Source organism: Mycobacterium numidiamassiliense (assembly GCF_900157365.1).
In the GTDB taxonomy this organism is placed as follows: Bacteria; Actinomycetota; Actinomycetes; order Mycobacteriales; family Mycobacteriaceae; genus Mycobacterium; species Mycobacterium numidiamassiliense.
The window spans coordinates 182,274-196,208 of the sequence record NZ_FUEZ01000004.1; the positions used below are offsets into that span (position 1 = coordinate 182,274).

The window sequence follows — 13,935 nt, forward strand, 5'->3', positions numbered from 1 at the left end:
CATGAAATCCCTGCGGCTACGGTTCACCAGCGGTCACGCCCTGTGGGCGGCCGCGCTGGCCCCGCTCTGCCTGCTGCTGTTTTACCGGACGCACTACGAGTGGGCGGGCCCGACGTTGGTAGCGGTGGCCGCTCTGGTGGCCACGGTCACCTATCGCGGTCGGCGAATCACCGGCTGGATCGTGGCGATGTTCGCCTGGCTGTTTCGGCACCGCAGGGCCCCGGAACCCCCCTCCGAGCCGGACGTCGGCGCCACCGTGGAACCTGGCGATCACGTAGCCGTGCGCTGGCAGGGCAGGGACCTGGTCGCGATCATCGAACTGATTCCGCGGCCCTTCACGCCGACGGTCATCGTCGATGGGAAGGCCCAGACCGACGATGTGGTGGACACCCGGCTGCTGGAACGACTGCTGTCGGTGCACTGCCCCGACTTGGAAGCCGATGTCGTGTCGGCCGGCCACCGGGTCGGCAAGAGCGCGTCGCCCGAGGTGGTGAGCCTGTACCAGCAGGTGATCGGCGACGATCCGGCACCGGCGTTCCGGCGGACCTGGGTCATGCTGCGGGCCGATCCGCAGCTCGCCCGCAAGTCGGCCCAACGGCGCGCGAACGGCGTCACGGGGCTGTGCAGGTACCTGGTGGCCTCGACGACGCGGATCGCCGACCAACTGGCCGGCAACGGTGTGGACGCGGTGTGTGCGCGCAGTTTTGACGACTTCGACCACGCCACCGAAGTCAGCTTCGTGCGGGAGAAGTGGTCGAAAATCAAGGGCCACGACAATTTCACCACCGCATACACCGCGCCGGGCGGCCCGGACGTGTGGTGGTCGGTGCCCGCCGACCACACCATCACCAGGGTGCGGATCGGTCCCGGGAAGCCACCGCGATCCACGGTGTTGCTGACAACGGCGACGAAGCCGAAACGGCCGCGCGGGTTTTCCCGAGTGTCCGGGGGGCAGCGCGACGCGCTGCAAGGCCAGACCCACGTCCCCGGCCGTCACTGGCAGCTGCCGATCGGATCGGCGGGCGTGTTGGTCGGCGAAACTTCAAGCCAGTACCGGGTCTACATGCCGTTCGACAACGTCGACGCGAGCCTGAACTTGGGCGATGCCAGGGCGTTTACCCAGTTCGCACTCCGGTCGGCGGCGGCGGGCGGGGCCGTGACCCTGGGACCACATTTTCAGGAGTTCGCGACCCTGATCGGCGCCGAGATCGGGCCGGAGGCCAAGGTGTCGTGGCCCAACGCGACGACCTATCTAGGCCGGCACCCCGGCGTCGACCCGGTGATATTGCGGCACAACGTCATTAGCACTCCGCGCCATCGCCAGTTGCCGATCCGGCCGGTTTCCCCGCCGGAGGAGGCCCACTATCAGTCGGCGCTACCCGGCAGGCGGGACGGCTCGTGATGGGCGTGGGCAGTCCCCGGGAAACGTATGCGGGCCCGCCGTTTTCGGTGTGTTCAACTTCTGTTTACCGATGTGCGGGACGGCGGGTTCTGAGTCGGGGCGATCGGCGAATTAGTGTCGCGGCCCGACCAAAAGTCGCTTTAGACTGAGGCCCTGCCGTGGCCGATGCCCAAGCCGGCAACCGCCCAGGCAGCCAGGCCATCCCCGACGGTAAGGATCTGAAGTGGAATTTGAGCCGCACCCGCAGGCCACTGCGGTCCTGGACGAGTTCAAGAAGTTAAACGACGTCCTGGAGAACGCGTTGAAGCAGAAGGGCACCGGATCCTTTAGCGCCAAGGACCAGACCGAGACCGTCGAGGTGGTCATCAACGGAGACATGGTGGTCACGGAGCTCCACATCGAAGACGGCCTGCTGCGGCTGGGCGCCGAAACGGTGCAGAATCGCATCAACGAGGCGCTGATCACGGCGCAGGCCCAAGCGGCGGCGAGCATCGACGAGATCGCCGGAGCGACCTTTGAGGCGATGGCCGGAATGATCGATTCGATGCAGAAAATCGTTGGCGAGTAATCGCGGCCGATCAGCGAGCGAACTGTAGGCGAGGCGGCGAGCACGGTCGCGCCGTGCAGCTGTTCGTGGTGGGGCCGCCGAGATCCGGGATGACGATCGTCACCCAGTTCCTCAATCACCATCACGACATCAAGATCTTCGACGAGATCGATTTGATCCAGGTCAACCGGGGGCCAGTCAGCGGAACGCTGGCGGCCTTCCTCCTCGAGCGCGGGGTGTACGAGGCCTACCGGCGCTACGCCGGGGAAACCAACGACCCGGCCGTTGCCCTGCAGGCGATCATGAGCGACATCGCGCGCCCCTGCACCATTTGGGGCGAAAAGAACCCGAGGTATGCGGCACAGCTGGAGACGTTGCGGCGCACCTTCCCCGGGGCGGTGGTGTTGTTCGTCCTGCGCGATCCGCGGGAGGTAATCAATTCCTCTCTGCTGCACCGGGATTCGCCTTCGCGCTCAGACACCGACTTCTGGATCAAGGACACCGTGACCGAAGCCATGGAGCTGACACAGAGTTGTCTGGAGCCACTGCTGGCGGGCGCGGCCGAGGTTGTCGTGTTGCGTTACGAGGCCTTCGCAGCGCACCCGCAGGCGACGCTCGACGCCGCGCTGGGCGGCTGGGACCTGAGCTTTTCCGACAGCGCCGCCTCGCTCGCCCATCCGGCGCCGGAGACGGCCGGCGACCACCAGTTCTTCCGCGACGGTGAACCCCTGCCCTGGAAGGTTGCCAACCTCTCTCCGCTGCGCCGGGCGCCGGCCCACCGGGCCCGGATCGACGCCGACGATCCAGCGTGGTTCCGCGTCGAGGCCCTGGCTCGCCGCTTTGGCTATAACTGAGCGGATCGGATCGATGACGGGTTTTCAGCGCGGTGAGCTACGCGAGCTGCTGCGGGCAGAAAGGCCTGCGGTGTGTTTCGTCACCAATATCGGGGACGCCGTGCTCACGCTCCCAACGTTTCGGGCATTGGGCGAAATGTTCAGCGCACCAATGACGTTGATCTGTCCAAAGGTCGCGTTCGATCTCTGCTTTCACGAGGTAAGTCCCCGCTTCATCGACATCACGGGATTGCCCCTGGTCGGGACGCCCCCGCTGCCCGGACAATCAGAACGGACCGTCGACTACGACTCCTTGGTGTCAGAGATCGGTGCCGTCGACCTGTTCATCGACACGCTGCCCTGGGATTCGTTGTCGAATATCGTGATTCGTCCGTTTCTGGACCGCCTGGCCCCCACGACAAGCGTGGGCTTCTCACCCGACAGCGGATTCGACGTGGTGGTCCCCAAAACGGAATGTCATTCGGCGGACTTGATGTTCACACTGGCGCGGCTGTTCGATCCCGCGCTGCGCATCGAAGACTACGCGCATCCGCTACGGCTGCCGCCTGCGGTGGAACAGCAAGCCCGGTCGATTCGTGCCGCCGTGCCTGCGGGGGTCAAGGTGCTCGTCGTGCACGCCGACACCAATTGGACCGAGAAACGATGGCCCGTGACCAGGTTCATCGATGTACTGGACCGGTTTTTGGCGCGCCATCGCGACTTTGTCGCCTGGGTCGTCGGGATGGGGCATGAGGAGCTCAACGTTGGGAGCGCGCGCGACCGCATCATTCCCAAGCTCGGCCTACCCCTGGACCTCACCATGGGCCTGGTCGCCAATGCAGACATCTTCGTGGGGATCGATTCGTCCATGCTGCATGCCGCTGACCTGGCACGGGTCCCCGGTGTCGGGCTCTTCGGCCCCACGCGTGCCGCGACATGGGGTTTCAAGTTCGCCCCACACCGCCACGTCGAAATGAGCACCATGGCAGATATCACCGCAGCGGAGGTACTCAGTGCGATGGAAGACCTTGTCGGAGAGCATTTCTAGGTGATGACCATGCGAGATCCTTGCTGCAGCGCCTACGCTCTGGCTGGAGGTTGGTCGGGTTGAGTGAAATGACGGTGCTGCGGGGCGGCCGGTCGCTGGATGTACAGCGCGGCACGCTGAGCCATCTGCTGCAGGCACGCAACCCGGCTGTGTATTTCTCAATGTTTATCGGTGACTCCGTTCTGACGTTGCCAACGCTGCGGGCTTTGGCCGAGATGTTTGCCGCCCCTCTCACGCTGATGTGCCCCAAGACCGCCTTCGATCTGTGCTTCCGGGAGGTCAGCCCTCGCTTTGTCGACATCACGGGAGTAGTTCCGGCAGGACCCGCAATCGGGGGACACACAGGGCGGACTCTCGATTACGAAGCCCTCGCGACCGAGATCGGCACTGTTGATCTGTTTTTGAACGCAGTGCCGTGGGACACGCCGTCGAACGGTCTTGCCCGGTTTCTATGGCGGCGCCTGGCTCCCACGTGGAGCGTCGGTTTCCCGACGGACGACTACGACATCGTTGTCCCGAGGGACCTGCCGCACTCGGCCGACGTGACGTTCAAGTTGGCGCGGTTGTTCGATCCGGCGCTGCGGATCGAAAGCTACGCATACCCGGTGCCGCTGCCCCCGGCAGTGCAGGACGAAGTCCGAGCAATTCGTGCCGCGGTGCCAGCAGGCGTGAAGGTCCTCGTCGTGCACGCCGACACCAACTGGGAAAAAAAGCATTGGCCTGCAACGAGATTCGTCGATGTGCTGGACAGGTTCCTGACGCGGCATCGCGATTTCGTGGCCTGGGTGGTCGGGATGGGACACGAGGAGCTCAACGTCGGGCGCGAGCGCGACCGCGTCTTTCCCCATCTCGGGCTGCCACTCGACCTCGCGATGGGCTTGGTCGCCAGCGCGGACCTTTTCCTGGGGATCGACTCCGCCATGCTGCATGCCGCCGATCTGGCGCGGGTCCCGGGCGTCGGACTCTTCGGCCCGACCGAGGCCGCGCTGTGGGGGTTCAGGTTTGCGCCACACCGGCACGTCGAGGGGAGCACCATGGGGGACATCACGGTAGACGAGGTACTTGCCGCGATGGAAGATCTAGTCGGGCAGCGGGACCCGATATCCGTTGCGAAACCTGGGGATTCTGCCAGCGCGGACCTTCTTTCCGCCGTACGGATGTTCCCTGACACCGCGCTGTCGTGGCACGGGGCAGCCACCACCGCGGCATCGGAGAACGACGGCGGCATCGCAGCCAAGGCACTGCGGCTGCACGCGCTGAATTTCGACCTGTGGCATCACGAGGACGCCGTTCGTCGTCAGGGCGCCGACGACCGCGAGGTGGCCCGCAGAAAGCGCCGCATCGACGACCTCAACACCCGGCGCAACGCGGCCATCGAGGACATCGACGTGACGCTTCTTGACCGCGTTGAGCTGAACCAGAGTGCACCGCTCTACACCGAAACCCCCGGCACCATCGTTGATCGGCTGTCAGTTCTGACGCTGCGGATTCTGCACACGAATCGCGCGGAACGGTCCAGTCCACGCCTTGCGGTGCTCGAAGAGCAGCACGCCGACCTCTTCGGTGGGCTCGAACAATTGCTCACGAGGGTCCAGGCCGGCGAGGTCAGGTTCAAGCTGTATCGGCAATTCAAATCGGCGGCGCCACAGAGTTACTGCGACCTGTTCGAGAGCCGCGATACCTGACGCATCAATAGGCCGCGGCCCGCCACCACTGCTCCCAGTCCAGGTACGGGTCCCTGTGCTCTTCGTGCTGAAGATGAAGTGCCAGCGAAGGTATCGGGGTAAACAGGGCAACCTGCTCGCGCCAGATCTTGTTGATCGTCGAAGCCTCGAAGATGTGATGCTCCTGGCCGTAGGGGGTGCTCGAATAGCGGGCGAGCAGCTCAAAGAGCTCCCAATTCCGTTGTAGGGTTTCGACTTCCACCCAGCACGTGTTCGTGGTGTGCGTGTTGGTGCGCCAATGCCTCCGGGTGCCGTACACGACGCGGCAGTCCTCCCGGCTGAATATCGGGCTCCAATAATTCTTCGGGTCGTCATAGGGATGCAGCGCGACTTCGCGGCCGCCGAGTGTCTCGCGGAACAACGCATGGACATCGAGCATTTCCTGGATCGCCGAGGGGGCGTGCAGGTAGTCGTCCTCGACGAAGTAGACGACTTCGCGGGCATCGCCGCGCGCGCTGGAAAAGGATGCGAGGCAAGACGCGTTGTAGCCTCGTGCACCGAGCGCAATGAATTCGACTGGCTTCCGGCAGTTTCGGAGTATCCGACGTAGCGTCGTCAGAACCTCGGGCGACGAGTGATCATCGAAGACCCGTAAGATGATGTCGCCATCGGATCGATTGATCGAGGTGACGAGCGACTGCGTACAGCGCAGCATGATCTCGCTCTTGGGCGCGCCGACGTACCGATGCGCGCCGTGCACGCTGATGTCGGAATGGGTCTGAAGGTGAATGTCGAGCTTCATGCGGTGCGCTCGAGCATCCCGCGAAAGACGCCCGACCAATCCGAATCCGAACCCCGGATCCCGGGGACTACGTCCATCAGGAATAGTCGGTCAAGGTTCACGGGCGTACGTAGCTCGTGGCGTGTGGGCGTCGACACGACATAAAGCGGTGCAGCAAAGCGTAGCGATACCGCTGCCGCGAGGCGATTGATCGCCAGGTCGGTGAACGTGACCGGGATACGTGCCACGGCCTGAACCTCGTCGGCCAGATTGTCCTGCGTATTGCTCACGAAAAATATACGGCGTTTGAAGCCCGCTACGCCGCGTAGTGTCCGCGATGTATGTGCGAACTTGGCCAGGAACGTATCCGGTTCGGATACAACGGTTTCCTGTTCATGCCAGAAATAGCAGTCCCCGACGGCCGGCCATCGAGGCGGCATCCCCTTCGAGCAGTGCAACTCAGAGATGCGCTCTGGGTAGTACCGGTCGCCGGCGATCATCTTCGCAGCGGACATCGGCGGGCAGATCAGCCAATCAAATGGCGTCCTTTTGATGACGGCCTCAGCCCCGACGATGTCGGCGATGAGTGATCTGTGCACTTGCAGCTGGATTGCCCCTTGGCACGACATCCCAAGGCTGACGAGGGCGACATCAGCACAGAACAATGCCATCGCGCCACTCCCGTTCCAATGCAAAGCCGTTCATGGGGTTTCGCCGCCGTCCGGCGCGGCACTGTCGCTCGGCCATCCGCAGATCTCTTCTTCCAGCCGAGCGAAAGCCCGCAATTGCATGCGCGTTTCATGCTGCGGCGCGGACGAGCCGTCGGGGAACTTGCCTCGAAAGTAGTCCTTCTGCCAGCTAGCCTGTCTTGCAGGTGATCCCGGATGCTTCAGGCCTTCGTTGAAAGCGCGGCGACCGCCACGCCACGCGTCGTAGGACCCGCGCAATTCATCGGGCGCGGCGGCGATCGAGACTATTTTCGGGACGAACGCGTCAAGCTCACCGCGCCGCTGGGGAACCAGCAAGCACACCGGCTCGCCCCTCTCGAAGGTCGCCCAGACGCGGCGGCGGGTGAACTTCCAGTTCACCGTGAAAGTCGCAGGTGCCCAATCCGTTTCGACGATGCCTTCCAGGGCGGCAATTCCGTGCTTGGGGCAGTTAACCGGACCGCGGACCAGCAGATTGAAACCCGGCGGCGTGCGGAACAGGAACGGGAGACTCCAGGTGATGATCCCGTGGCCGAAGTGGCTTGTCGGACGAAACGTCGCGTCGTCGTCGTAGTCGAACTCAACGGAATCCGGACTCGCACCGCCATTCCACCGAGCACGGACCCGGGCGTTGCTGACGACGACCCAGCCGGCTTGGTTGGCCATGAGCAGCGGCAAACATCGATTGGCAAAGCGTTGGTGGGTCGAGTTCATCCAGTTGCGTTCGCGTGCAGCCGGCACGAGCTCGACACCGTCTGCGCGATGGAGCTCGTAGGCAACGAGTTCGAGCCCGTCACCGGGCATCTCGGGTGACATGGGATCCCGCCCTCTAGTCCGTAATCGATTCGGGTGTCCCACCGGTGAGCTGCCGACTGCGGCGTCCATGGATATCCACCGGAACCTCGCCGATCAAGGCGACGCGGTGCATCACCCGGTGCTCGTCGCCGTAGTCGTCGACGGCGCGGTGTTGCGTGGCGTAGTTGTCCCATATCGCCACGTCGCCCGGATGCCAATCCCAGCTGATGGTGTTCTCTGGCAACGTGATACGGCTCTGCAGCAAGTCGAAGAGGGCCAGCGACTCGTGGCTCTGAAGACCGACGAAGCCGCACGCCCACTGCCCGAGCAGCAGCGCCCGCTCGCCGGTGCCAGGGTGTACCCGGACGACGGGGTGTTCGACGCGAAACGTCGATTCCTCCTCGCGCGCGGCCCCCAGTGCGTTGCTCAGCAGGTTGGTCTCCTCCAAGGCGTGATACGGGACGGGCAACCCGCCGGGCGTCAGGATGGCGCCCATGCCCTCGACGTAGCCGAGTTGGTCAAAGCGGTTGCTGCTATGCATCGCCCAGAGATTCTCGGCAAGGTGTTTCAGCGGTACCGGCAGCGCCGCGTAGGCCGCGGTGGTGGATGCCCACCGGGTCGATCCGCCGTAACTCGGCAGCGTGACCGCGCGCAGTATCGAGGCCATCGGGACATTCAGCGTGAACGTGTGATCGGTGTGCCAACGGGTCGCCTTGCCGCGCTCGGAGTCGACCAGGGACACTCCCGGCGGGCCACCGGGAATGGCGTTGGCGCCGTAGACACGGATCGGTGCGCCGAGCGTCTTGGCGAAGGCGAAATGCTGTTCATCGTCGAGTTGGTGCTGATCCGGGAAAAAGATCACCTTGTGACGCAGCAGCGCGTCGCGAATCAGATCCACCACGCTCGAGTCGAGGCCGCCGCCGAGAAGTACCCCATCGATACGCGCGCCGATGTGCTTGCCCAATTTGCTTACGGTAAGCGCGATTTCCGCCGGCCTTGCCATCGTCGTGGTCCCTTCTGAGTCCGGCCGCCTCGAATATACCCGGCCCGATGTAGTGTTGCGCGGTGGGTTTTTATTGGATCGAGAATCGCGCCAATATGACCGTGAAGAACTACCATTCCGAATTAGATTGGCAGCGCCACTTAGTACATCAACTCGCGGGACATAAGGTTGATGTCGTTGTCGATGCCGGAGCCAATTCCGGCCAATATGCCACCCGCCTGCGCCAAGCCGACTTCAAGGGCCGCATCGTTTCGTTCGAACCCTTGGCGGGCCCGTTTTCCCGGCTGGCCGGCAGTTCGTCGGCGGATCCGCTGTGGGAGTGCCGGCAGTGCGCCCTGGGTGACTTCGACGGAACGATCGCGATGAACGTCGCCGGAAATGCCGGTGCAAGCAGCTCCATCCTGCCCATGCTGCAGAGCCACCGGGACGTGTTTCCGCAGGCAAACTATGTCGGCGTCGAAGACGTGGCGATACGCAGACTGGATTCTGTGGCACCGCGACTCCTGCGGCACGACGACGCGGTTTTCCTGAAGATCGATGTGCAGGGGTTCGAGAAGCAGGTGATCGCCGGGAGTGAGTCGACGATCAACGACCGTTGCGTGGGCCTACAACTCGAACTGTCCTTCGTGGCGTTATACGACGGCGACATGCTCATTCAAGAAGCGCTCGATCTGATGGAGTCTTTGGGCTTCGTTCTGGCGGGTATCGCGCTGGGTTTTGTGGACGTGCGCAGTGGTCGTGTGTTGCAGGCGGACGGCGTCTTTTTCCGTGCGCGGGATTGAGGCCGGAGCACTCGAGCCCGATGCCGTGCGGCCGGTCGTCGCGATCCGTGAAAATGGACCAAAGGGACCTTGGGTTGAACGGGCGATGTCGGTGAGCTGAATTCGGAGTGGGCGCGACCGCGTCCACCTCACCTGGCCAAAAAATGATTCAGAAAACCGCGGAGACGGCGGCGATAAGGTGCGAAAATCGGCGCGCACCGGCCCAGATTGGTGCATTACGATTGAGACTCGGCGGCGGTTCGCGTTCCACTGCACCGCCCGCATGGCCCGGCATAACGAAAGGGGTCGTTGGTGATTGCACCACACGTTGGTGAACACGCCCGATCAGCGGTTGTGTCGTTGAGTGCAAGCAAGTAGTCAGCAGACATGCCGGTCGACGACAACGACGAGCCCATCGGCGCGGCCAAGGACTGGTCGCTGGCCCGCTTCGCGTTGCGACACAACAACACTGGTACTTCGCGGCAGCGTCAGTTGCCGATCGACATTGAGCTGATAGGTAAATGAACTACCGAGCACGATCGCTTGGCCCCGAGGAGAATAAGCGGACATGACGCAGACGATGAACGTCGAATACCAAGAGCTGATGGCGAGAGCCGACGAGATCGAGGCGCCAATGCCGACGCTGCCGGTCGGCAACCCACAGGCGCCATGCAGCCTGTCATTTGTTCGTGACGCGGCCGTGCAAATCGCGATCAACGCCGATTCGTTGAGGCTGTATATCCAAGCGTGTCAGCGGGAATGGAAGTCGCTGGCGAAATCCTTGCGGAATGCGGCCAAGGCATATGAGGAGGTGGACGAGGCCGCGGGGGACGACATAAACGCAATACAAATGGATGGCACATCCGCGGCCCCGAAAAGTACGGTGGCCGCGGTCGGGAATGACCAGATGTCGCTGATGTGCGACCCGGATTACATCCCGGCGCCACCACCACCGCCACCACCGCCGCCGCCGTTCGAATATCCCTACTACGAGGTGCGACAGGCCGCGACCGCCATCGAAAGTCCGGACCAGGGCACCGCCTTCCGGGCATGTGCCAGCGATTGGAACCGCTACCAGCTGCAGTTCCAGCAACTGGCCTACCGGTTCCGGCCGTTCGTCAACTGGGAGGGTGACGCGAGGGCGGCGGTCGAGCAGAATTTCACCTCACAGAAGCAGTGGATATTCGGCATGGTGACGTTATGCACGACGCTGGCCAAACAGGCTCAAATGGTTGCCGATGCACATAAAAAGGTCAGGGCTTCGGGTGGAGTGCAGCCCAGCGGCGTTCCATTCCCATCTTTCGAGTCGCACGCGCTGGAAGGGGAACACCCCTCGGCCTACGAAGTATCGCAATGCGATTACTGGTACAAGTATTACGTACAAAACAAGAGCCCGTATCTATATACGGCCCTCGATTGGTACAAGACCCTGCAGACCAGGTCGGAGACGGCATTATCGACATACATATCGACGGCCGGAATCCCACTGCCTCCGCTGAACCCGACATCTCCTTACGGCGCCTACGTCATCAACCCCCCCAGCGCTGAAGGTGATGACCCGAACACCCCGGACATTCCCAATCCCTACGACCCCTCGGCCAACACCCCGCAGATGCCGATGATGCCCACCATGCCGTCAATGGGCGGCATGGGTGGTCCGCAAACACCGGCGACGCCGGACACGCAGGGGATGGTCAACGACGCGATGAAGAAGGCCGGGCTGGCCGGAAAGGGTGCGGGCGGAGTCAAACCGGCGTCACTGGGCGGTGGCGGTGTGCCGGGCATGCCTGGCACACCATTGCAGGACGCGGGAGCCGGGGGTGCGGCGTCACGCCCCGCGGCGGCGGCGCCGGGCGGTGCCACCGCGGGCTTAGGCAAAGGACTCCCGACCGGTGCGGGCGGCGGCATGGGCGGCGGCATGCCGATGGGCGGCGCCGGAGGCAAGTCGGATGGCGGCAAGGGCAAGCGCGTGCAGTCCGCCGACGGGGACGAGTCGCTCTACACCGAGGAGCGGGCGTGGACGGAGGGCGTGATCGGTAATCGTCCACGCAAGGGTCCCGCCGACAAACCACCGCACATGACCGGCGGCGACCGCTGATTTTGCCGCAGTTGCCTTGCCCCAACCTCGATTACGCTGATTAACGATGATGTCCGGCACCAGCCGACAAGGACGCCGGACCGCCAACCCGCGAGCGCGGAGGAGTAGCTGATGGGCGTCGCGAAGCCGACGGGGGGCTATGCCGACCGCATGCTGAGTCCGGGTGGGTGGCCGGATGTCGACGAGCAGGCCTTCTACGACCGGGCCCAGCAGTACACGCAGGTCTTGCGCGAGGCCACGGATGTGATGGATGCCTGCCAGTACCAGCGGGCGGAGATCTTCGCCGGGGGTGTCTGGTCGGGCAGCGCCGCCAGTGCCGCCGACGCCGAACTCGGCACGCTCATCGCTGAAATGTCGAAGCTGCAAAACGGTCTCGCCACCGTGATCACGTGGCACAAATATGTCGCCCAGACGGTCGTGACGGCCAAGTCGGACGTCGCCGACAATGTGGTCGCGGCGCACCGGACGATCGCCGAGCTGGAGAACGACCCCAGCCTGGACGCCGAGGAACTGACCCACCAGATCAATACCGTGGTGAACGCGACCCACGCGGCCAACGTCAGCATCGTCGACGGCACCGCCGCGCAGGTCTTGGTGAGCAAGTCGTGGAAACCGCCGGCCAACGCCCTGCAGGATCTGCTCGACCAGAAAACACCACCCCCCGTCACCGTTCCGAACGCTCCGGTGCAGCCCCCCCGGCCCACGCAACCCTCCGCGCCGGCCGTCCCAGGTGGGGGAGGCCTCCCTTCGCCCGGGACGCCCGGGGCGGGAGGGCCCACGCCGCCTGGGATGCCGCCGCTGGACGGTGGCGGTCTGCAGCCGGTCACACCCGGCCTCGGACAGCCGGGTGGACCATCGCCGCTGACACCCGTCGGGCCCAGTCCCGGTATCCCGGGGGGCATGCCGGGCGGTGGGCCGGCGGCTCCGCTGGCCCCAGCGACTCCGGCCACACCGTTGAGTCCGGCAGCCGGGGCGCAGCAGCCGGGAGGAGCCGCGGGCGGCCCGAAGGGTGTGACCCCGGCGTCCGCGTCGGCGGGGGTGTTGCCCGCATCGGCGAGACCCGGGGAAGCCGGAGCCGGTGCACATCCTGGGGCGACGGGCGTGCCGGCCGGGGCGATGGGATCGGGCGGGTCGGGTGGCACCGGCTCGGGTGGGCGGTCGGGCGCTTACGGGCCGCAGAGCGCCGGCGATAAGTCGGCGGCTACGCAACCAGCCGCGAGCAAGGGGACGCCGCAGAAGAGCAAACCGCGTGCCGCGCAGGCCGTGCATTCCCAGGCGGGCGACGACGAGGAAGTCGTTGTCGTGGTGCCGGCCCCGGTGGTCCCGGTGTCGGCCGCGCGGGCTGAACGCGACGCGATCGCCGACGCCGCGACCGCCGACGCGTCGCGTCGCGCCGGCCCCGATCCGCTGCAGTTGGCGCGCCGCATCGGTGCCGCGCTGAACGCACCCGACCTGGGGGGCGGGATGGACCTCGGGTTCTTCTGGGTGACCGGGGTGACGACCGACGGCGCGATCGTGGTGGCCAACAGTTACGGCCTGGCCTACATCCCCGAAGGGGTGCAGCTGCCCAAGCAGGTGTATCTGGCCAGTGGCGACGAGACGATCCCAGCCGCCGAGCGGGCACGCTGGGCGACCTACCCGGTGATGGCCGTGCGGGGCTGGGCGGACCACCACGACAAGACACTGCGGGCCGTCATCGGCACCCAGGAGCAGTTGGCCAATTCCGACGCCGGGGTGCCCAAGATGGTCTTGAGTCCGGACGACATCCCGGAAACCGGTGACATGGTCGGACGATCGCGGCTGGAGGTAGTGGATTCCGAAGCAGCACAACGGCTTACAGCGACGCCCGACGCACGCTTGGGCGAGCTGCTGTCGCCGGCGCCGGCTGGGGCCGGGCCGGCCGCCGACCAGCAGCCCGCACCCGCGTCAGTGGTCGACCCCGAGGCGGCGGCTGTGCTCGTCTCGCCTGCCGCGGAGACGGAGAGAATGGGGGAGTTGCTCGCCGAGATGCCACTCGGGTCGGCGGGCGCCGATGCACAGGCCGACGATCGGTTCATGCTGTGGTTCGAGGTGATGAAGCCGATGGCCAGCAAGGCTTCTGGTCGTCAGGCAGCACACCTGCGAGCGTTCCATGCCTACGTGGCTCACGCCGAGCAGGTTCTGCTGAGGGAGGCGCATGCCGAGGCCGACCCGTTGGCTCAACGCAGCGCGGTCGCCGAGTGGCTGTACTGGAAACACCTCACCGGGTTGCTCAACGCCGCGCTGGCCGACCCACGCATCTTGAGCCCGGCTTAGC

General features: G+C 64.8%; 13 protein-coding genes. 9 read left to right on the forward strand and 4 right to left on the reverse strand.

Translation table 11 applies throughout. The features are described from left to right. The first annotated feature begins 1 nt into the window (after position 1). The 5 genes from eccE (at position 2) to MNAB215_RS29400 (ending at position 5,515) form a co-directional block, all read left to right on the forward strand. Positions 2 to 1,402 carry a type VII secretion protein EccE gene (eccE, locus tag MNAB215_RS09225; RefSeq protein ID WP_077078537.1) on the forward strand — a complete coding sequence of 467 codons (1,401 nt, stop codon included), beginning with the start codon at positions 2 to 4 and terminating at the stop codon, positions 1,400 to 1,402. Between the two features lie 223 nt (positions 1,403 to 1,625). Beyond that, positions 1,626 to 1,970, forward strand: coding sequence for a YbaB/EbfC family nucleoid-associated protein (locus tag MNAB215_RS30495; RefSeq protein WP_077078536.1), 345 nt, complete (start codon positions 1,626 to 1,628; stop codon positions 1,968 to 1,970). 53 nt (positions 1,971 to 2,023) lie between these two features. Then, positions 2,024 to 2,803 (forward strand): sulfotransferase family protein, encoded by a 780-nt coding sequence (locus tag MNAB215_RS09235; RefSeq protein WP_131829094.1) that lies wholly within the window; start codon positions 2,024 to 2,026, stop codon positions 2,801 to 2,803. A gap of 13 nt (positions 2,804 to 2,816) precedes the next feature. Further along, entirely contained in the window at positions 2,817 to 3,830 is a 1,014-nt protein-coding gene (locus MNAB215_RS09240) for a glycosyltransferase family 9 protein (RefSeq protein ID WP_077078534.1), read from the forward strand. A gap of 68 nt (positions 3,831 to 3,898) precedes the next feature. After that, positions 3,899 to 5,515: a DUF4254 domain-containing protein gene (locus tag MNAB215_RS29400; RefSeq protein ID WP_077078533.1), complete on the forward strand. Its 1,617-nt coding sequence runs from the start codon at positions 3,899 to 3,901 to the stop codon at positions 5,513 to 5,515. Positions 5,516 to 5,519: 4 nt separating this feature from the next. Here MNAB215_RS29400 and MNAB215_RS09255 read toward each other — a convergent pair whose 3' ends face one another. From MNAB215_RS09255 to MNAB215_RS09270, 4 genes are read right to left on the reverse strand one after another with little or no spacing between them, the layout of a single operon-like run. Next, positions 5,520 to 6,296 (reverse strand): hypothetical protein, encoded by a 777-nt coding sequence (locus MNAB215_RS09255; RefSeq protein WP_077078532.1) that lies wholly within the window; start codon positions 6,294 to 6,296, stop codon positions 5,520 to 5,522. Continuing rightward, positions 6,293 to 6,946 (reverse strand): hypothetical protein, encoded by a 654-nt coding sequence (locus MNAB215_RS09260; RefSeq protein ID WP_077078531.1) that lies wholly within the window; start codon positions 6,944 to 6,946, stop codon positions 6,293 to 6,295. The genes MNAB215_RS09255 and MNAB215_RS09260 overlap by 4 nt, the downstream gene beginning before the upstream one ends. 30 nt (positions 6,947 to 6,976) lie before the next feature. Next, positions 6,977 to 7,798 carry a DUF6065 family protein gene (locus MNAB215_RS09265; RefSeq protein ID WP_077078530.1) on the reverse strand — a complete coding sequence of 274 codons (822 nt, stop codon included), beginning with the start codon at positions 7,796 to 7,798 and terminating at the stop codon, positions 6,977 to 6,979. A 13-nt stretch (positions 7,799 to 7,811) separates the two neighbouring features. Then, the gene (locus MNAB215_RS09270; protein WP_077078529.1) at positions 7,812 to 8,780 is read right to left on the reverse strand and encodes a TauD/TfdA dioxygenase family protein; all 969 of its coding nucleotides are present in this window, start codon (positions 8,778 to 8,780) and stop codon (positions 7,812 to 7,814) included. Positions 8,781 to 8,875: 95 nt separating this feature from the next. On the opposite strand from MNAB215_RS09270, the gene MNAB215_RS09275 reads away from it, so the two are divergent. From MNAB215_RS09275 to MNAB215_RS09285, 4 genes are all read left to right on the forward strand, one after another. Continuing rightward, a complete protein-coding gene (locus MNAB215_RS09275; protein ID WP_077081882.1) occupies positions 8,876 to 9,562 on the forward strand; it encodes an FkbM family methyltransferase in 687 nt (228 codons plus the stop codon). 366 nt (positions 9,563 to 9,928) lie between these two features. Then, entirely contained in the window at positions 9,929 to 10,066 is a 138-nt protein-coding gene (locus MNAB215_RS29695; RefSeq protein WP_165691551.1) for a hypothetical protein, read from the forward strand. A gap of 43 nt (positions 10,067 to 10,109) precedes the next feature. Next, complete coding sequence (gene espB, locus MNAB215_RS30500) at positions 10,110 to 11,639, forward strand: EspB family ESX-1 secretion system-associated protein (RefSeq protein ID WP_077078528.1); 1,530 nt, start codon at positions 10,110 to 10,112, stop codon at positions 11,637 to 11,639. A 111-nt stretch (positions 11,640 to 11,750) separates the two neighbouring features. Next, entirely contained in the window at positions 11,751 to 13,934 is a 2,184-nt protein-coding gene (locus tag MNAB215_RS09285) for a hypothetical protein (RefSeq protein WP_077078527.1), read from the forward strand. The last annotated feature ends 1 nt before the right edge of the window (position 13,935 follow it).

Excerpts from the sequence above, each read along its gene's own strand:
- eccE (WP_077078537.1), top strand. The coding sequence starts at position 2 with ATGAAATCCCTGCGGCTACGGTTCACCAGCGGTCACGCCCTGTGGGCG.
- MNAB215_RS09240 (WP_077078534.1), top strand. The coding sequence starts at position 2,817 with ATGACGGGTTTTCAGCGCGGTGAGCTACGCGAGCTGCTGCGGGCAGAA.
- MNAB215_RS29400 (WP_077078533.1), top strand. The coding sequence starts at position 3,899 with ATGACGGTGCTGCGGGGCGGCCGGTCGCTGGATGTACAGCGCGGCACG.
- MNAB215_RS09255 (WP_077078532.1), bottom strand. The coding sequence starts at position 6,296 with ATGAAGCTCGACATTCACCTTCAGACCCATTCCGACATCAGCGTGCAC.
- MNAB215_RS09260 (WP_077078531.1), bottom strand. The coding sequence starts at position 6,946 with ATGGCATTGTTCTGTGCTGATGTCGCCCTCGTCAGCCTTGGGATGTCG.
- MNAB215_RS09265 (WP_077078530.1), bottom strand. The coding sequence starts at position 7,798 with ATGTCACCCGAGATGCCCGGTGACGGGCTCGAACTCGTTGCCTACGAG.
- MNAB215_RS09270 (WP_077078529.1), bottom strand. The coding sequence starts at position 8,780 with ATGGCAAGGCCGGCGGAAATCGCGCTTACCGTAAGCAAATTGGGCAAG.
- MNAB215_RS09275 (WP_077081882.1), top strand. The coding sequence starts at position 8,876 with ATGACCGTGAAGAACTACCATTCCGAATTAGATTGGCAGCGCCACTTA.
- MNAB215_RS29695 (WP_165691551.1), top strand. The coding sequence starts at position 9,929 with ATGCCGGTCGACGACAACGACGAGCCCATCGGCGCGGCCAAGGACTGG.
- espB (WP_077078528.1), top strand. The coding sequence starts at position 10,110 with ATGACGCAGACGATGAACGTCGAATACCAAGAGCTGATGGCGAGAGCC.
- MNAB215_RS09285 (WP_077078527.1), top strand. The coding sequence starts at position 11,751 with ATGGGCGTCGCGAAGCCGACGGGGGGCTATGCCGACCGCATGCTGAGT.